Genomic DNA, 17,595 nt, shown 5'->3' on the forward strand with positions numbered 1-17,595 from the left:
TAACTCCTACCTTACCTGAAGTACCTGTACTAGTGGTAGTGTTAAACACTTGAGCAAGACAATCAAACCAATTCTGGTTCAAGTACGCTGTTTGTGATTACTTTATAAATAATGTATCTTGTGCCGGAATTTCTACTCACCTCACAACACCAATTTTACCCATAACCAAAAACATATATGCCAACCCAGCAAAAACATTATTATGAAGACCATAAACAAACTTAGAATTCTTTATCCGGTGTGGACTGTCATAAGCATGTTTTCATTGCTATATGCACCGACACTCGCCAGCGACTCTACACTCTTCAAAGTTGGTCAGTTGGGTCAGATCGTTGTACAGGTGTTTCAGATAGTGATTGCTTTATTGCTGTATAAATTATTCATGGATACCGACAAGGAACAGGCATCGCTGATAGTTATATTCGGTCTTTTAGGAGTTCCTTTCTCATTGATGGCACTATTCATTCCCGATGCAATACACTTAGCAGAGGTCTTCTGGGGACTGTGGCTTATACCTATCGGCACGTTAGTTATCAGATCGGGAATGTTCCCAAAATGGATAGGATACCTGTTATATGTCGGATCCTTAGGATACCTGGGAGCAACGGTCTCATATTTCCTGATAGGATATGTGCCCTCCTTTGTTGATATCTTCACTATGGGGGAAATTATCTGGGTGTTATGGATAACCTTTGTGGGTGCAAGAGAAATCCGGAATTGATTGCGAATGGGGATTTTATTCAATAGCCTTAAATATCACTTCCTCTAATCCTAAGTTAATGTCAAACCCTACCACAACTCACACTGTGACTTTAGTGTCTGTGTCCTTAGTAGTGGTAGTGTTAAACGCTTGAGCACGATAATCGAAACTTTTCTGGCTCAAGTGCACTGTTTTTTGGTTACTTTACTGATTAGTGTATCCTGTGCCGGGATCGTTTCTTTCACGGAGAATTACAATGGAAGAAATGAATGGAGCAGAAATATTAGTTAAAAGTCTGGAGGACCTCGGGGTCAAACAAATATTCGGTTACACCGGAGCGGCAATACTTCCGGTATTCCATGCCCTTGAAAAGAGTGACATCGATATAGTCATCAACTCCAACGAGCAGTCAGCAGCCTTCAGTGCAGCCGGTTATTCCCGGTCAAGCAACGAGGTCGGTGTTGCCATAGTCACATCCGGACCTGCAATAACCAACACACTCACAAGTGTTGCCGATGCCTATGGTGACAGCATTCCCCTGCTGGTCTTTGCAGGGCAGGTCCCTGAGCATAAGATAGGCACCGACTCATTCCAGCATATCAATGTCCAGGGCATCTTCGGTGAAGCCGCCAAGAAGGTCATGCTGGTCTCAAACGACGATGACCTCGAGTCAATAATTAAGGACGCCTACTTTTTTGCAAAATCCGGAAAACCAGGGCCTGTTGTCATAGATATACCACTGGACAAACAGCAGAAAATGCACGAATACCAGGACATGAACATCATGAGGTTCGAAGAAAGCTACCATGATGACCGCCATCTCTGCGAAGAACAATGCGAGGAATTCTTCCAGTTGTTCCTGAACTCAAAAAGACCGCTTCTATATCTGGGAGGAGGTCTCAATTCTGAAGCCGGAAGTCATGCAATCCGTGAGTTCAATAATTACTTCAGGATACCCTCAGTCAACACTCTCATGGCAAAAGGAGTCCTCGATGGCCGGGATGACCTCAACCTCGGAATGCTCGGGATGTTCGGAACACCCTATGCGAACATGCTCATACAGGAGAATGATTTCTTCTTCGCCATCGGTGTTCGCTGGGATGACAGGGTTGCGGAAAAGGTCGGTTTTGCAATAGGCACAGACATAGCCTACATCGATATCAATCCCGAGAAGATGCACCAGATAAAGATTGAAAGAGGACCTAAATTCTCATTTATCGGAGATGCTGCCACAGTCATTATGGACCTGTTGAATTATGCTAAAAAGCACAACATCGCTTTGAACATTTTGAAGTGGCAGGAGCGTGCCAGATTCCTGAAGAGGTCCTGGCCACTGGATTACAACCGGCAGTCCGATCATATCCAGTCTGCTGAGGTCATGTCGCTGTTGTCTAACTATATCGATGGTAACACAAAGATAACCACAGGTGTCGGCAACCACCAGATGCTTGCAGCACAGCATCTTCCAATGCAGAAAGCAAAGTCCTTCATGAGTTCAGGTTCCTTTGGAACAATGGGCTTCTCCATGCCAACATCAATCGGTGTCCATTATGCCAATCCTGATGCAAGGGTTATAGCAATTGATGGTGACGGCAGCCTGAGGATGAATCTTGGAGAACTGCACACAATTGCATCACTGAACCTTCCGATTAAGATACTCATGCTGAACAACAGGAGTGACGGAATGGTCCTGAACCTGCAGGACGCAGCTTATGATGGTAAAAGGACCGGAACACAGCGACCAAAGGATGTTCACTTCGCTGAGATCGCAGGGTCTTTCGGTTTTGCTTTTGCAGAAAGGATATCTGACAGGAAAGACCTGAAAGATGGAATGGAAGCTTTCCTGAATTCAGAAGGACCATGTTTCCTTGAGATCTGCACGGACAGGGAAGAAGTTCTTTATCCGAAGGTTCCGGCTGGTGGCGCTTACAAAGACATGATACTTGGTCCGTATATTAAGCAGGTTTCAGATGGTTCCTAATAAGATGTGGATATTTGGAACTGAAACTAAAAAAAGCATAAGTCTTGAAATGAAACTGAGAGGTAAAAGAGGAAAGCTGACCCAAACGTTAGCATCCTCTCACTTAATTTGGATCTAAATAAATGTCTTCGAGCTTTTCCAGGTGGTTTTTTCAGGATTAAGACACATTATGAATCCTTTTTCGTTGAACTCTTTGAGTGCCCGGCTTATGTTCTGTATAGACCTGTTTGTTTCCTGAACAATATCAGATACTTTAAGGATTGGGTGGTTTTTCATGGACCTGGGGACAATAAGACGTCTGTCAATACCGAACATCCATGCAATCACTTCTTCATCAGACATAGCACCCTGAACTTGCCCAGGCATTTCTCTATTTCTTTTTGTGTACAACTGCACATTTATACTAAAAGAAACAACATTTCTTACAATACAACTAAAAACAAGGTGTAGTTATGAAAAAACAAATGCTGATCTTAATTGTAACACTCGCTCTTATGACTGCAGGCTGTGCAGGTATCGGTAGCACTCCAACAAAGACTGTGGAGAACTTTGCAGCAGAATTCAGTCAGGAAAAATATGACACATGCTATGAGATGATGTCAGCAGCCTATAAAGAAGATACATCTCTTTCAGATTTTGTCGATATCTGCAAGGATGTGAATCCAGATAAATATGAGTTCATAGAAGTAAGCAATGAGTATATCAGTGATAATACAGCAGTTGTTGATGTACTTGTTAATGAATCGTCTGTTGCTATCAAGTTCTCACTTGAGAAATTCATTGAAGTTGAACCTGAATACAATGAGGTTACAAAAGAGATTGACCTTGTAAAACAGGAAGATGAATGGAAGCTCACAGAATTCCCATATGTACTGACATAATGTGTCAGTTTCTTTTTTCATTTCTTATTTGGGTAATACTTAAGAGTTACAATGTGAAGTATATATGCGATTAGAACCAAAGTATCTCTCTCTCATAACAGAGGGATATAATATGGGAAAAATGATTTACTTTAGTGACGACGAAATTGAATTCTTCAATCAACTGATTTTTCGTATAGATCAAGGTGGCGGTATGGCCTGGATTGAAGAACTTGTGCAAAAGGACAAAAATGAGGTTTACATGAATTTGTGCAAGAAGATTCGTTGTTAATAAATCCGGAATATGGCATATCTTGAAAATATTTATAACCTGATTTTCAAGTTATGTGCAAATATTTATATCCTTTTCATCATACATAGGTAATAAAATCATTCATCTATGTATTTTATTTATTATGTGTGAGAGTCTAATGAAAAGAAAATCTGTATTATTGATCATAGTTTCAATTGTAGCGTTTCTCCTTCTCCTTTCTATTGTCATGCCATTTTTGTTTATAGGGAAACCTACCAACCTATGTACTATTGCTAATCAGGATGCAAATGACCACAAAGTCATGATTGAGATTTTCGATTCAGATAATACTTCCATATTCAAAGAAATATATATATATGATGGAACCCGGTACAAGGATATCACAGCCAAAACCTGAATGGATGATACTAAAACTTTCCATTCCCTCAGGGCACAGTGAAGAATGCATAATAAAAGCAACATTGGATGGCAATATCACAGAAACTCACAGAACAGATTTACAACTGTGGAATACTTTTGATATTGATTTATATAGTAAGTATAGAGAATCTCCTCTATCGATAGGGGAAGTTTGTGTATAAATGCTGTTTAAAGCTCTTCTTCAGTTTCATTAAAAAAGAAAAACAAATGGACAAAGCCCATTTCAAACGTTAACAGTGTCAGTCTTACAGAAAGAGTTCAGTGGGTACTGTTGTAGTCTTTGCCAAATTTCTTTTCCGGTATCTGTTAACATATACCTTTTACAGATAGTCTTTTCAGGTGTAATATCAGCTCTCAAGCTGTGTCCTGTGCCAGATTGGTGTATCCTTCTACAAGTTTAAGATTTGCATTTATAACAGATGTCTTGAATTTTTTAAGGTCATGGCATATATCTTCAAGTCCTTCAACCATGGCCTGTTCAGTAATAACCTGTCCATCAGTTACAACCTTACATGAAGGTATGTCCACTGCACGGACTGTCGAGTTATGAAGTATGACCACATCATCACCTATGTTGCAGTCAAAAACAACTGCTCCAAATCCCACAAAACATCTTTCTCCTATCGTGCATGGTCCGTGTACGATACAACCATGCGCAAGAGACGTATTATTTTTAACATCGACTTTTGACCCTCCAAGTCCATGTATGATCACAGCATCCTGAACATTGCAATTATCTCCAATAACAATGGATGACCCGGGTTCATCAGCTCTGATTATAACATTATGAGCCACGTAAACATTTTCTCCTATAGTAACATCACCTACGATGACTGCATTTTCAGAGATCCATGCTGTTTCACTGATCTTTGGATGTTGGTTTTTGGGGTTTGGATAAAGCATCTTTTTATTACCACCTTCAATTTAATGCATGTTTCAAATATGCAGATAAAATCTACTCCTTTTTCTGCACATTTATAGTGACTACTAGTCGAAACATTATCATGATAAATAATGACAATTTATTTATACTTATTGCTAAGGCTGGTGGACTATATGAATTCTTATCGTGCATTAAAAAAACAATATCAAATGGATTTTATTCCACATCGGAAGTTTCAGATGTTTTATCTTTCAAATGCTTTAAATGCAGTTCAGCAGCAGCTTTCTCAGCATTACTTTTACTTTTCCCTGAACCAATTGCAAGTAACTTATCTTTTAAAAAGAGCCCAACTGTAAATTGCTTTTCATGATCTGGTCCGTTTTCTTCAAGAACTCTGTAGCATGGATTTCCAAGTCCATTCTGGTGGAATAGTTCCTGTATCATGCCCTTTGGATTAGAGCCCGCTATTCTTTCCAGAGCACTGTCAATATCAAAGAACCGATAAACAAAATCTTTTGCAGCAGAATAGTTTCCTTTTGTTTCACTATTCCCGCTTATATTGTCCCCTCCTTCGTCAACATATATGGCACCAATAAGTGCTTCCATGATGTCGGATAGTTTCCCGTCGATGTTAACATGTTCTTCAGAAAGGACGAAGCGGGAAAGTTTTATTTTTCTGGCTACAGGTTTGAGACTCTCATTAGAAGCCAGCACTGTCCTTATTTTAGTAGCAACTCCTTCGATAGTGAGCCCTTTTGACCTGGCATACTCATTTATGCTATTGTCATGGAATGCATGTTCTGCAATTATAAGTCCGAGAACTGAATCTCCAAGGTATTCAAGTTTCTCGTAGTCTTTATTCTCCAGCCCGTTAACTTTCCTGAAAGCACTCAGTTTTTCCTTATCTCCGCTAAAAAGTGAACCATGCAAGAGTGCTTGTATAAGGTAGCTTTTGTCTTTGAATTTGAAACCAATGATTTCCTGGAACTCTTCAAGGTCATCGTCATTGACACTCAGGTCAGAATAAACTCTCACTTTTTCCCCTCATTTTTCATCATAATAGTTCTTATTTTCTGGAAGCCTGCTTGAAATCTGCCTAAAACCGGCTTATTCCAGAAGAAGTATTCCAACACATTTAACCCTATCAAAGTTACAGTACTTCATTTCTACGCTGGTCTTTTCCATAAGCTCTGATAGATTTATTCCCACTGCTTCAGGTGGAAATCGCCTGATTTCCGGTTTATTACATAAATCGCCACAGATATCACATTCATTGCATGCACCCGGACGCAGCAGTTGAGCATAAACAAAACCATGCCTGAAAGCCATATGTTCAAGTTCCAGCATTTTGTGAAAAGAACCCTTACGTAATCTGGACCATGCTTTGAATATATCATCTTCTGCTGATGTATCATGCTCTTCTATAAGCAAAATCGCAGAACTATATTCACTGAGTATCTTCCTGAACTCATCGATGGAAATAATGTGTGGCGGACAGCTCAGTCTTTTTCCATAACCTCTGCATCCGTAAGCACATTTCAGTCTGGCACGGTTCTCAACATCTATGTCAGATGCATCCAGCATGTAAGCTGAGAGTCCCAGTTCTTCTGCCTTATTCAATAGTGATTGTGCTTCTGTTCTCATCTTATAATATTCAATTGAACATAATTGTTTAAAAAATAATCGCAATGCTGCCAGTCACAATGATCTGTCCATTTATCCGGGACATCTTCGAGAAATCTCCGGAATTAAAACACACTGCTTTTTATATTTGTATGCTAGAACTTAAATTAATAGAATTGGGGTGATGTCATGGAGGAATGCTGTCCAAGATTTGATCCAACACCTTGGGATGGAAAAGTAATCGAGTGGAATAACAAGAAATTCATAAAAGACAAAGTGTTAACGCTTTTCTATATGCCAGTTAATTTTGGCAGAGTAATGAGGAAACTTGATAGAAAGATCAGGGATGCAGGTGCAGGAATACCTGAAAATCTTTGTCTTTCAGACCATACATCAAAATGGAATATGGATGTGTATCTTGCAGTTAATAAACACATTTCTGATGCCAGTAATGTACTGCTGAGTGGAAAGTTCTTAAGCAAAGTTTATGAAGGTCCATTCAAGGATACTAAAAAATGGTGCGATGACTTTGAAATTTACGCAAAGGAACTGGGTTATGAAATTACCAACTGGTTCATGTGGTATACTACCTGTCCGAAATGTGCAAAAAAACATGGAAAAAATTACGTTGTAATTATAGCAGAGATTGAGAGCAGAGATTAAGTGAAAAAGAAAAATGAACAAAATGTTGTCTTATTCAGTAAAGACAACATTTACCTCTTTTACATCCCAGAGGGATTCGATCTTCTCGATGACCTCTTCTTTGATGTTTGCTGCAAACTGATGGTTGGATGGAAGGTCTATAAGTATCCTGACAATACCGTCATTGATCTCCATTTTAGTGACCAGTTCGGTTCTGATGATATCAAGGCCGGCCATTGGATTCATCACATGCTTCAATCTGCTTCTGATAACATCGACAGTTGTTGGTTCCTGTTCGCTTACAAGGCCATGCTTTTCCTCATAATCTCTTATGGCTGCACGAAGGCCTTCTACTGCAAGCACGGAACAGTGAGCTTTTACAGGTGGAAGTCCTCCCAGTTCTTCGGTAGCCTCCTGCCAGCTTATCTTCTTTGCTTCTTCAATAGTCTTACCTTTTGCAAGTTCGGTTATTATGGAAGCTGTTGCAATATTAGAAGCACATCCATATGATTCGAATTTTATATCCTCGATCACCTGCGTGTCGGGATTTACCTGCAAGTAAACAGCAACCATGTCACCACAGGCTGGGCTTCCTTCCAGTCCTTTTCCATCCGGATTCTCCAGCTTACCTACATTACGTGGATTCTTAAAATGCTCAAGTACCTTTTCTGTGTACGGAAATTTCATGTTCTCACCTCATGCCTCTTTATTGTACAGGGGACTAATTTCCCTGAGCTGCTTAACTATCTCTTTTATCGCGTCTACCACAGCGTCCACATCATTCATACTATTATAGCGTCCGAATGTGAATCTGATAGAACCGTGTGCTCTTTCATGGTCGCCACCGATGCCCAGAATTACATGACTGGCTTCCAGTGAACGACTGAAACATGCAGAGCCCGTGCTCACTGCAAACCCTCTCATATCAAGGTGCAGGGTCATGGATTCTCCTTCTACGTAATGGAAGGTGATATTGGCATTCTGCGGGGTTCTCTGTTTCTTGTTTCCGTTCAGTGTGACATGGGGGATCTCTTCGAAGACTCTCTTTATAGTGTAATCTCTCATTGAAGCCAGAAACTCTGTTTCTTTATCTGTTACAAGTTCCACAGCTTTAGCAAAACCCACTGCTCCGGGAATATTTTCAAGACCACCACGACGGTTTGATTCCTGGAAACCCCCATCCATCCATTTTTCAAGTGGTGTTCCCTTGCGTACATATAATGCACCAACTCCTCTTGGTCCATGAATAGTGTGAGCTGACATGGTGATCATATCGACAGGGATTTGGCTCACATCAATGGGAACCCGCATGTAGCTATGTGTGGCATCTGTATGGAAAAGCACATCTTTTTCTTTGCATATCTTTGCAATTGCAGCGATGTCCTGAAGTGTGCCAATTTCCTGATTTCCATGTTGCACTGAAACAAGAATTGTATCATCACGTATCTTGCTTTTAAGTTCATCAAGGTCAAGTATCCCTTCTGAGTCAACACTTATGAAATCCACATCCCATCCTTGCTTTTGCAGATTCTTTGCAGTGTTAAGTACCGGAAAATCCTCTATTTTTGAGACGATAATATGTTGTCCTTTCTTTTTCTTCAGAGCAGCACATACGCCTTTTATTGCCATGTTACTTGATTCAGTGTCACCGGATGTGAAAACAATTTCTTCCGGTGTGGCAGTCAATGAGTTTGCAATTATTCCTCTGGCTTCTTGCAGACCTTCTTTTGCATCAATTCCCATTGAATATCCAAATTCAGATGTTGCTACTGCATAAGTATCAAAGAAATATGGTTTCATTGCATCCAGAACTCTTTCATCCAGACGGGTACTGGCTGAGTTATCAAGATAAATCATTTCGTTTAACATGTTTCACTCCCTGTTTGTTTCTTCTTAATTTACGGATTCTTAGATAAATAGAGTTATCTTAGCATCCTTCGCTTCCATAATATATGTGCCAACAGCGCCGTATTCATCTATCCACTGGCTATTCAGTTCCTCTTCTTTGATGCCCATGATCTCCATGGTCATCTCACAGGCGATCACTTTCCCACCAAGCTCCTTGTAATCTTCCATGAGTTTATCAAGTGAAACAACATTGGCTTTTTTCATCCTGCTTTTAACCATCCATTTTCCAAGTCCGAGTAAATTCATCCTCGAAAGTGGTCCTTTATCAAGTCCGTTCTTTTTAAGGCATTGAAGACCCCAGAACGTGAAAAAAATAGAAGCATCCATTCCCATGGAAAGTGCACCATTTGCAACAATAAGTGCACTGTATATTTTGTCAAGATCGCCACTATGCGCTACTATCACTGCTTTGTCTGTCATTCATTCACCCATTCCCCAACATAATTTCACTTTTTGATACGGATCTTCCACTCTTTGTCAGTATTCTCGTCTACTTCCACAACTTCAAGTCCCATTGCTTCACAAGCCATGGGTATTTCTTTTTTGGATGCAGGATGCGTTCCCAGTATTATTATTTCATCACCAGGAGCAGCTTTTCGTATTGCTTTGCGACATTCTACAAGAGGGACAGGACATGTCTGCCCTCTCACATCAATATTTGTTTCTGTCATCTGTTCTCCCCATATTCAGAATTTCTAAAAATGCCTATTCCTATTATTACAATAATATATGTTCTCTAAGTCTATTTAACAATTGTGAATCAGAAGCTATTCCTGATTAGTGAATAACAATTACCAGTTCTTCCAAATGTAATTATTGATAATTCCTTATCTTTTAGCAGTGCAAAAGAAGCATTATTGGATTTTCCAATATATTCCGGACATGAGAATATCGATAGCATCTTTTTATCAAAACACCATGCATGACCTGTAAAGAGAGCAGTGTGCCCGCGTACCATCAGAGAAAGTTCATTCTTATCCATAAATTCGGTAAAAACATCTTCACCGAAACATTGAGGGCGGGGTCCGCGAATTGATGCACTGATGCCATCACAGCCGCTTGGATCATTCCATAAAAAGTGAAAAGCTTCTTCTTTATTTATGCTTTTCAGGTCTACTGGACCAGGAATTCCTCCATGAACACAGAATATTGAATCATTGATGACTGCAGAAATTGGCATTTCCTCAAATGTGCGGTTTGCTTCCATGAACAACTCTTCGTCCAATATTTCATCATAAAAACCATGAATCCTATTCATTTCTCTGGTTTCATGGTTTCCTCTTAGTAAAATAAAAGTTTCAGGTTCTCTTAATTTCATTTTAAGGATCCTTTCGAGAACCTCAGAAGAATGCGGTCCTTTGTCAACATAATCCCCAAGAAAAACAATATGGTCACATTTCAGTGCTTTGCGAATATACAGGATAAATTCAAGCGCTTCCAGATTCCCATGAATGTCCCCGACTATCAAGGCTTTCGATGAGTTTACACGTACCAGTGCATCTTCTGATTTGAAGATATCAAATGTATCCTGCAAAAGTTTATGTAAAACTTCTTGCATGGCATCAATTCCTTTTTACCCATTTTAGCAACTTTATTGAGGCTATGTGTAATTGAGTGGGCGTATATAGCTATTGTTTCAGTACTTTCTGTATCAGTAGCAATCCTATAAGATTCACGGCAACTATCAGGATTCCTCCTGTTATATAACGAGGGTTTTGATAGGATTTATCACTTTTGGAATGCTGTTCTGATGTTAAGAGGCTGACAGAATTATCTGATCCTGCACGAAAAGATTGCTGTACAGTATTATCCGGATCTGATGAAGGTTTGAATGTTAGCACATATTCAATGTCTGGTTCAAGGCCCTGCAAGGCAATGTTTTCCATGACATTATCTCTGAAGAGAACTTCATCATTTCTACTAAGAGTTAATTCACCTTCTTCTGGAATAATCGCTTCAATATTAGCGTAATTTTTCAGTTCAATTACCTCTCCATCGGCAAGTCTCAGTTTTCCCGGAATGTTTAATACTTCCAGAATTGTTGGTGCGATATCTTCCTGTTTAAGAATCCCGCCTACAACAACATTTTCGATATCATTTGCTGCGATTACCAGTGGAACTTTCTGTGATTCGGTCATCACTGAATATTTTTCTGCCTGATGTCCACCTTTAGAATCATCTGTAGGGAATGCCATCCCGTGATCGCCTGTAAGTACAAAAGCCAGGTTATTTTTAAGACATGTTTCATAAAGCGAGTAGCTTGCATTGTCTATTCCCTCAATGCATGAAACGTAACCACTATTCTTTTTGTAGTGGCCTGCACTGTCAACGGCACCTGCATTTATTGTTAATATGTAATTCTGTTCAGGATACTCTTTTTTCATGTATTCAATTACATCAATTCCGGCCTCTATGGCCCAGATGTTGTATTCATTGTAACGCTCAATTGAGCCTTCTGGATACTGATTAAGTTTTTTCTGCAACATGGAAGAATGTGACTGCATTAATTCGGTAATGTCAAGTGAGATACTTTTGGCCGTACTATCTGTGAGCATATTTGTTTCAATTACTATTCCGGGTTCATTTATGGAGTTCTCCGTATCATGCATCACTACATTTTGCTTACTGCAAAATCCATATGAATCTCCTTTCTCCATGATCGCAAATGTAAGATAATCATAATCGTGTGCAATGTCAAAGATTGTTGATCCTGAAGAGCCGGTGAGTTCAGAATCTGCTTTGGAGTAACCTGTGGCAATCACTGAATGTCCTCCTTCTGTAAATGTCTGGGGCACTGTTACATCCAGTATCCTGCAATTATTTCCGAATATCTCCTGCATTTTTGGAACATCTGCTTTTTCAAGCACTGATCCATCTATTGCATAGGGTGTGTATTCAGGATAGATGTAACATGAACTTAAGCCGTCAATGATGAGAATTACAGCACCGTGGGGAGAATTTACCGGTCCAATTTCTGCAATTGAATTTGCTTCTGCAGGAGCTATGAAAAAGCAGACTATCAGTAAAAAGATACAACAAATTGAAAATAGATGTAAGGCATCAGTTTTTCTTTTAGGGTAAATCATTTTTACGTTTTTTATTAGTGCCATCCATCTAAGGAACAAGATGTCTCCATAATAAAGTTTCTATTTAGTTTTAGTTAATTTATTTAAGTTAACTATTGTTTTTGTTACTGTTTTTCAGCAAAAGTGTGAGGATCATGAGCACTGCAGTTCCTGTAAACATAATCTGGTATCCGAATTTTGTAAAATACCCCATGATCATGGGCAGAAATGCAAGTCCCATGTATGTGTATGTAGTAAAGATACCCATACTCGTTCCTTTATCATTTTTATCAATGTCCATGTAAGAAACAGCTATAGGCAAGCCTATCATACCAATTCCTGAACCTATTCCAAGGAGTGTAAAGCCTGTAAGTGGATATTTTATGGAGACTATAACTCCTGCAGCAGCAAGTATGATTCCTGAATTTATCATTTTCCTGTAATTGATATTCAATCTTCCTGCAATGAGATTAGTGGCCATGGAACTAATATATACAATAGCTATCACAATTCCAAGTTCTGGTTTGCTAAGCATTCCACTGCTGTACTGTGGATAGTACGCAAGCATTACTCCTGTTATTCCGAAAATGAAGAATGCAATTATCCATGTTGTGATGTACATTGGGTTTAATGCTATGCCAAGGATCTTTTTTGTTTCATTCAGGAAGATATCGTATGAATGTGGTTCTTTTCCTGTTTTTGATATTTGATCATTATTTTTACTTCCTTGTTGATAAGTCCCGGGTATGATCATTCCAAAACAGAATACTATCAATGCCAGTGCTGTGAAAAGTATGATTGCTCCTTTGACGTATCCATCTGCCAGAAAGCCTGCAGCTACTGCTCCTGATGCAAGCCCTGCGTTGAGGAGAAAATTGAATTCTCCAAGGTATCGATTCTTGTTTTGATATTCTGCAAGAATTGCATATGCAGGTGGGAAAAAAGCACCACACGCGCAACCTTCCAGTATTCTTGCTATTATCATGAGATAGGTATTACTGGTTAGTGTGAGCATTATGCCGGAAATTGCTGTAAGGGAAATAGCAAGAATGATCAGTTTCAGGTGACTGTACCTGTCTGCTATAAATCCGAACGGTATCAAAGTTAATAATGCTCCGATAAAGTATCCGGAAAAGAGTAAAGTATATTTAATGGTGCCAGGTCCTACTGAGGAAGCAGAGGCAATTTCTGGTAATACAGGAATAACTGAATTGGATAAACCCATAATGAGGAATACAGTGGAGTAAATGAAAAAACGTTCTTTTGTCATACAATTCCTTCGCGGATGATTATTATTGACATGTTATTTAGTTTTAAGTTCTGGACCTGTTTAAGTTTTTATAGAGCGTGTGTCAATAACAGGTTCCTTTACATTTTTACAGTGTGTTACCGTAAATCAAAATCTATATATTTGAGTGTATATGTTATGTGCAAAAGAGGAAACGAGCACAAGCCAGTCTAAAATAATTTGTTAGTATATAATATAGTATACATATAATATTATCTGTTTAATTTTTTAAAAAAATAGTATGAATTTTAATTAATAATAAGTATTAATAATTTGTATGTGTTATTATTATATGTATATTTTTATTTATTTATTTATTGCTAGCTGAGTATAGACAAAGCAATACAAATTCTTAATTATAAATATAGTCTTAATTTAATCAAACTTGCATGATTAAATTAATAAGTATTAACCTAAATTTACTAAATATATAATTTTTATTACAATTTTCTATACATGCTATATTTATTATTAATGTTTGCGGATTTCACAAAACATTGTTTCAACTAATTTTTAGTAAATTGGGTTATTCCAAATTTTTATTTTAATTATGTAGGCTAAAATGTCATGCCCAACCAGTTCTAACATACATCTTATTTAATTAATAGAATATTGTTTGTTAGCTTGATACCGTTTTTTGCCGATGATAATTATATAGTCGCAGAACATCCTAATTACAATGACTATATGAATAAGGTCTATGTTGGAATTACTATAATTTATCCTGATACTTTTGTGTAGATCATGTTAGGGTTGGAGTTCAGAACACCCATATTCCTATATACTCTGGAATAGCCGATTTCAGAAAAACATACCCTTTTTGACGATTTTTGGAAAATCCCATTTTCATTCCTATAGACTATAGGAATATGGATGTTTTTGTTTGAGATCACAGAAAATAGGACTTAGACTTTACAACTTTTACTTAAAAGTAAGCTCATTTTTTACGGCTTGTTCAGAAAATCCGCGCAGATTTTAGATTGGTGTTTTCGGTGCTGTGACTCTAGAGTAAACGTATCGAAAGCTATTAAATAAAAATAGCTGAATATAATTTGTTTTGTACAAGAAACACATAATAAAAAACACTTCACTGTTGACTAACAATTAAAATTATAATAAAATGTTGAACAAACTTCTATAATTATTATTTGTAGCATCAGCTTTTTTTCATGAACTTTTAATATTAATTTCTAAACTTGACTAAATTATAATCTGTGATTATATCTCCGCGCTTAAATTATTATAATTCACAGATTTTGTTCACAAAATCCCCAAAAATAGCCAAAAATAGCGTTTTTGTTCGTATTAGTACGAAATCAACAATTAATTAAGTGTGTTTTTATAAATATATGTTAATGTATCAATTTATTTCTTCAAGTTGTAAATTATATGTGTAACAGAATATTGTTACATTGCAATATACGCCAAAGTATAGAATTAGATGTAACTAAATGTAGTTACATCTTACTTTTTTGGTGACACTTTGAAGTTTTCGCAGGAATTCATCTGTTTTTCAATACTTCCTAACTTATACCAGACAGATACATTAATAAGTAAAAGAAGTTGCACTTATAGTGCCAGAACATTTTGGAGATGTTGTCGGGTACATGTTTTCCCTTGCATAAGACCATAAGGCAACAAGCGCTATGTCTGATAGAGGATAGCACAGACTTTTTTATGATCATCCTCTATCAGACTAAATTGAAGCATATTAATCATATAACCTAGCAACACCAAATTTTGTTATATGATTAATATTCACTAAACTCACTCCCCCGAGTGCTTAGTATCTTAGTCGCTTACTCCCGTTTACTTGTTTGTTTAACATGATATATAAAAAAATTGTATTTTTATTCATAAAGGTCTCTGAAATAATAATGTTGTTATTATTTTTAATAAGGTTAAAAGCATCTAAGAGAATGAAGCAAAAATAAATTTAATATCTATATTAGATTGAGATGTATCTCTCATAAAATATCCGTTGGAAAGCTAAAAGAAGTTGCCTTGTGTGGAAGGGTTGGTTGTTACAGGTATCGGAGGACAATACGTTTCTTCCACTTAAGGCAACAATGAATGAGATGTCTGATAGAGGATTGCACAGACTTTTGGTTGTTTGGTTGGTATATTATGATTTTCCTCTATCAGGCTAAATTGAAGCATATTAATCATATAACCCCATACCACCTGATTAGTTATATGATTAATATTCCCTAAACCCACTCCCCAGCGTGCTTAGTCCCATACTCCATTTTATTTATATGTTCACTAAGTTATATCAACTAACTGCATTTTTATTTACAACACCTTCTGAAATGTTGATGCCCTTATTATTTATGACAACGTTATCTGCATCATAAGTATAATATTTTCAATATCCACAAAAAGCAGCATGTTAAATAATTATGTGTTGGATTCAAACTAAAAAAATCAGGTAATTTGGTAACTATGCAAAATCTTATATTAAAATCTTATATTAATTTTTGTATCAAAAATTGATAGACGGGTATAAAAGTTGCCTTATGAGGAAAATGAGAGATTTATCGGATAGGTTTGTAACATAAGGCAACTATTAATCTCATGTCTGATAGGGGGAGGTATAGATCATTGGTTGGTATGATGTATTTTGATCCCCTATCAGACGATGTTGAAGTATTAATCTTATAACAAATTCAGCTACCAAATTTGATTTCTGTTACAAGATCAATATCTAAGCCACTCCCCAGCACGCTTAGTCCCGTACTCCAATCTATTCATTTGTTTACTATGCTATTTAAAAAAACTTCATTTTTATTCATAATGCTTTTTGAATAAATAATACGGTTATTATTTTCAATGATGTTAATATTAAAAAGTTGCTGGCTTGTTTCTAATATTTATTGTTAATTTCAGAAACCATAATGTAACTCTTGTGTTATGTTATGGTGCAGTATGAGGAATTGCAATAAATGTTATTATGCTTCACCTAATAAGATGTCACTAATCCTAAACAATATTTTGTAGTTACTTATTAATTCCTGAACATTAACCAGTTATTATAAGCAATAAATAATATTCACATCTTAGCTAACGTATATTAGTACTATATTATGCATCATTCTTAGTTACGGTATTACACAAATTAAAATAAAAGAGTCTGATAAGGATATTTTATTGGTGGTGGTACGAGTTATATCCTCATCAGGCAACCGGGCTAAATTTTATTCCCCACTCAATTTATGTAAATTCTGCCCTTTAGTTACCATATTGATCTATGTTTCACAGCAATTTACCATAAATCAAGGTTTCTTATCGTGGTGTTTTTGAGCCCCAAACAACACCACTATACGCTTCCGGTTGAATCGAATTTAAACAGAAGCGCTAATTACTTTTATCTTTCACCTTATAGATAAAAGGAAAAGAAACTAAATTACTAAACTTGATTTATAGAGTAATCTCAAAGATTTGTTATTGTATATTTAGAAGATATTCCTGCAGTGATTCCTTGTTAAATGTAAGAAAAGCATTAAACCACAAACAATGTTTCAGAACATAATTATCAGTTGGTATAAAATGTTTGGAATAGCCGAGAAAGCCTTATGGGACAAAATGAAATTCGGGTAACTGGGTAATTGTCCCATAAGGTAACCACTAATGCCTAATGGTTAATAGAAATTATATTTTTCTTCTATTTATGATAGCATGAAGCTATGTTTAGAAATATAGATTTTTCCAGATTATTTGTAACAAATAGTTTTTATAATAAAGATGGAACTTATTTTGTTTATATGAAATCAATTGCTACTAGTGTTTCATTTTAGTAATGTAGATAGGACAAGAACATTTGATCATTGGAAAAATGATTTATGCTTTCAGTTGGTGCGATATTATGGCCTATCTACAGAACATGTTTATGCTATGTTTATATTTATTACATTAGGAAATAAACTTCTGAAACTAAAGTTCTGATAGTTG

General features: G+C 37.0%; 16 protein-coding genes. 5 read left to right on the top strand and 11 right to left on the bottom strand.

What is annotated here, in order from left to right; all coding sequences use genetic code 11:
* The first annotated feature begins 202 nt into the window (after positions 1-202).
* Together BLP52_RS10160 and BLP52_RS10165 are read left to right on the top strand one after the other, a co-directional pair.
* Positions 203-721 (top strand): DUF4386 domain-containing protein, encoded by a 519-nt coding sequence (locus tag BLP52_RS10160; RefSeq protein WP_091710354.1) that lies wholly within the window; start codon positions 203-205, stop codon positions 719-721.
* A gap of 235 nt (positions 722-956) precedes the next feature.
* The gene (locus BLP52_RS10165; RefSeq protein WP_091710355.1) at positions 957-2,681 is read left to right on the top strand and encodes a thiamine pyrophosphate-binding protein; all 1,725 of its coding nucleotides are present in this window, start codon (positions 957-959) and stop codon (positions 2,679-2,681) included.
* A gap of 114 nt (positions 2,682-2,795) precedes the next feature.
* On the opposite strand, the gene BLP52_RS10170 is transcribed toward BLP52_RS10165, so the two are convergent.
* On the bottom strand, positions 2,796-3,023 hold the full coding sequence (locus BLP52_RS10170) for a MarR family transcriptional regulator (RefSeq protein ID WP_091710356.1): 228 nt from the start codon (positions 3,021-3,023) through the stop codon (positions 2,796-2,798).
* Between the two features lie 110 nt (positions 3,024-3,133).
* On the opposite strand from BLP52_RS10170, the gene BLP52_RS10175 reads away from it, so the two are divergent.
* Together BLP52_RS10175 and BLP52_RS14430 are read left to right on the top strand one after the other, a co-directional pair.
* Positions 3,134-3,562, top strand: coding sequence for an NTF2-like N-terminal transpeptidase domain-containing protein (locus BLP52_RS10175; protein ID WP_091710357.1), 429 nt, complete (start codon positions 3,134-3,136; stop codon positions 3,560-3,562).
* Between the two features lie 609 nt (positions 3,563-4,171).
* Complete coding sequence (locus BLP52_RS14430) at positions 4,172-4,396, top strand: hypothetical protein (RefSeq protein WP_154717848.1); 225 nt, start codon at positions 4,172-4,174, stop codon at positions 4,394-4,396.
* 193 nt (positions 4,397-4,589) lie between these two features.
* Here the strand turns inward: BLP52_RS14430 and BLP52_RS10185 are convergent, their stop codons facing one another.
* From BLP52_RS10185 to BLP52_RS10195, 3 genes are all read right to left on the bottom strand, one after another.
* On the bottom strand, positions 4,590-5,138 hold the full coding sequence (locus BLP52_RS10185) for an LbetaH domain-containing protein (RefSeq protein WP_091710359.1): 549 nt from the start codon (positions 5,136-5,138) through the stop codon (positions 4,590-4,592).
* A 196-nt stretch (positions 5,139-5,334) separates the two neighbouring features.
* Positions 5,335-6,153: a ribonuclease III family protein gene (locus BLP52_RS10190; protein WP_091710360.1), complete on the bottom strand. Its 819-nt coding sequence runs from the start codon at positions 6,151-6,153 to the stop codon at positions 5,335-5,337.
* Positions 6,154-6,225: 72 nt separating this feature from the next.
* Positions 6,226-6,762 (bottom strand): DUF2284 domain-containing protein, encoded by a 537-nt coding sequence (locus BLP52_RS10195; protein WP_091710361.1) that lies wholly within the window; start codon positions 6,760-6,762, stop codon positions 6,226-6,228.
* A gap of 168 nt (positions 6,763-6,930) precedes the next feature.
* Between BLP52_RS10195 and BLP52_RS10200 the strand changes: the two genes are divergently transcribed.
* Complete coding sequence (locus BLP52_RS10200; protein ID WP_091710362.1) at positions 6,931-7,404, top strand: hydrolase; 474 nt, start codon at positions 6,931-6,933, stop codon at positions 7,402-7,404.
* A gap of 30 nt (positions 7,405-7,434) precedes the next feature.
* Here the strand turns inward: BLP52_RS10200 and BLP52_RS10205 are convergent, their stop codons facing one another.
* The 7 genes from BLP52_RS10205 to BLP52_RS10235 all read right to left on the bottom strand — a co-directional run bounded on the left by BLP52_RS10205 (position 7,435) and on the right by BLP52_RS10235 (position 13,626).
* On the bottom strand, positions 7,435-8,070 hold the full coding sequence (locus BLP52_RS10205; RefSeq protein WP_091710363.1) for an iron-sulfur cluster assembly scaffold protein: 636 nt from the start codon (positions 8,068-8,070) through the stop codon (positions 7,435-7,437).
* A gap of 9 nt (positions 8,071-8,079) precedes the next feature.
* On the bottom strand, positions 8,080-9,252 hold the full coding sequence (locus BLP52_RS10210) for a cysteine desulfurase family protein (RefSeq protein ID WP_091710364.1): 1,173 nt from the start codon (positions 9,250-9,252) through the stop codon (positions 8,080-8,082).
* 39 nt (positions 9,253-9,291) lie between these two features.
* Positions 9,292-9,711 carry a DsrE/DsrF/DrsH-like family protein gene (locus BLP52_RS10215; RefSeq protein WP_091710365.1) on the bottom strand — a complete coding sequence of 140 codons (420 nt, stop codon included), beginning with the start codon at positions 9,709-9,711 and terminating at the stop codon, positions 9,292-9,294.
* A 26-nt stretch (positions 9,712-9,737) separates the two neighbouring features.
* The gene (locus BLP52_RS10220; protein WP_091710366.1) at positions 9,738-9,962 is read right to left on the bottom strand and encodes a sulfurtransferase TusA family protein; all 225 of its coding nucleotides are present in this window, start codon (positions 9,960-9,962) and stop codon (positions 9,738-9,740) included.
* Between the two features lie 89 nt (positions 9,963-10,051).
* A complete protein-coding gene (locus BLP52_RS10225) occupies positions 10,052-10,849 on the bottom strand; it encodes a metallophosphoesterase (protein ID WP_091710367.1) in 798 nt (265 codons plus the stop codon).
* 70 nt (positions 10,850-10,919) lie between these two features.
* Positions 10,920-12,401: a sulfatase-like hydrolase/transferase gene (locus BLP52_RS10230; protein ID WP_091710368.1), complete on the bottom strand. Its 1,482-nt coding sequence runs from the start codon at positions 12,399-12,401 to the stop codon at positions 10,920-10,922.
* Between the two features lie 64 nt (positions 12,402-12,465).
* A complete protein-coding gene (locus BLP52_RS10235; RefSeq protein ID WP_091710369.1) occupies positions 12,466-13,626 on the bottom strand; it encodes an MFS transporter in 1,161 nt (386 codons plus the stop codon).
* Positions 13,627-17,595: the final 3,969 nt, after the last annotated feature.

The sequence above is a fragment of the Methanolobus vulcani genome, from assembly GCF_900100715.1.
Classification (GTDB): Archaea; Halobacteriota; Methanosarcinia; order Methanosarcinales; family Methanosarcinaceae; genus Methanolobus; species Methanolobus vulcani.

Excerpts from the sequence above, each read along its gene's own strand:
- BLP52_RS14430 (WP_154717848.1), top strand. The coding sequence starts at position 4,172 with ATGATGGAACCCGGTACAAGGATATCACAGCCAAAACCTGAATGGATG.
- BLP52_RS10165 (WP_091710355.1), top strand. The coding sequence starts at position 957 with ATGGAAGAAATGAATGGAGCAGAAATATTAGTTAAAAGTCTGGAGGAC.
- BLP52_RS10200 (WP_091710362.1), top strand. The coding sequence starts at position 6,931 with ATGGAGGAATGCTGTCCAAGATTTGATCCAACACCTTGGGATGGAAAA.
- BLP52_RS10160 (WP_091710354.1), top strand. The coding sequence starts at position 203 with ATGAAGACCATAAACAAACTTAGAATTCTTTATCCGGTGTGGACTGTC.
- BLP52_RS10195 (WP_091710361.1), bottom strand. The coding sequence starts at position 6,762 with ATGAGAACAGAAGCACAATCACTATTGAATAAGGCAGAAGAACTGGGA.
- BLP52_RS10185 (WP_091710359.1), bottom strand. The coding sequence starts at position 5,138 with ATGCTTTATCCAAACCCCAAAAACCAACATCCAAAGATCAGTGAAACA.
- BLP52_RS10210 (WP_091710364.1), bottom strand. The coding sequence starts at position 9,252 with ATGTTAAACGAAATGATTTATCTTGATAACTCAGCCAGTACCCGTCTG.
- BLP52_RS10235 (WP_091710369.1), bottom strand. The coding sequence starts at position 13,626 with ATGACAAAAGAACGTTTTTTCATTTACTCCACTGTATTCCTCATTATG.
- BLP52_RS10170 (WP_091710356.1), bottom strand. The coding sequence starts at position 3,023 with ATGTCTGATGAAGAAGTGATTGCATGGATGTTCGGTATTGACAGACGT.
- BLP52_RS10225 (WP_091710367.1), bottom strand. The coding sequence starts at position 10,849 with ATGCAAGAAGTTTTACATAAACTTTTGCAGGATACATTTGATATCTTC.
- BLP52_RS10175 (WP_091710357.1), top strand. The coding sequence starts at position 3,134 with ATGAAAAAACAAATGCTGATCTTAATTGTAACACTCGCTCTTATGACT.
- BLP52_RS10230 (WP_091710368.1), bottom strand. The coding sequence starts at position 12,401 with ATGGCACTAATAAAAAACGTAAAAATGATTTACCCTAAAAGAAAAACT.
- BLP52_RS10205 (WP_091710363.1), bottom strand. The coding sequence starts at position 8,070 with ATGAAATTTCCGTACACAGAAAAGGTACTTGAGCATTTTAAGAATCCA.
- BLP52_RS10215 (WP_091710365.1), bottom strand. The coding sequence starts at position 9,711 with ATGACAGACAAAGCAGTGATAGTAGCGCATAGTGGCGATCTTGACAAA.
- BLP52_RS10220 (WP_091710366.1), bottom strand. The coding sequence starts at position 9,962 with ATGACAGAAACAAATATTGATGTGAGAGGGCAGACATGTCCTGTCCCT.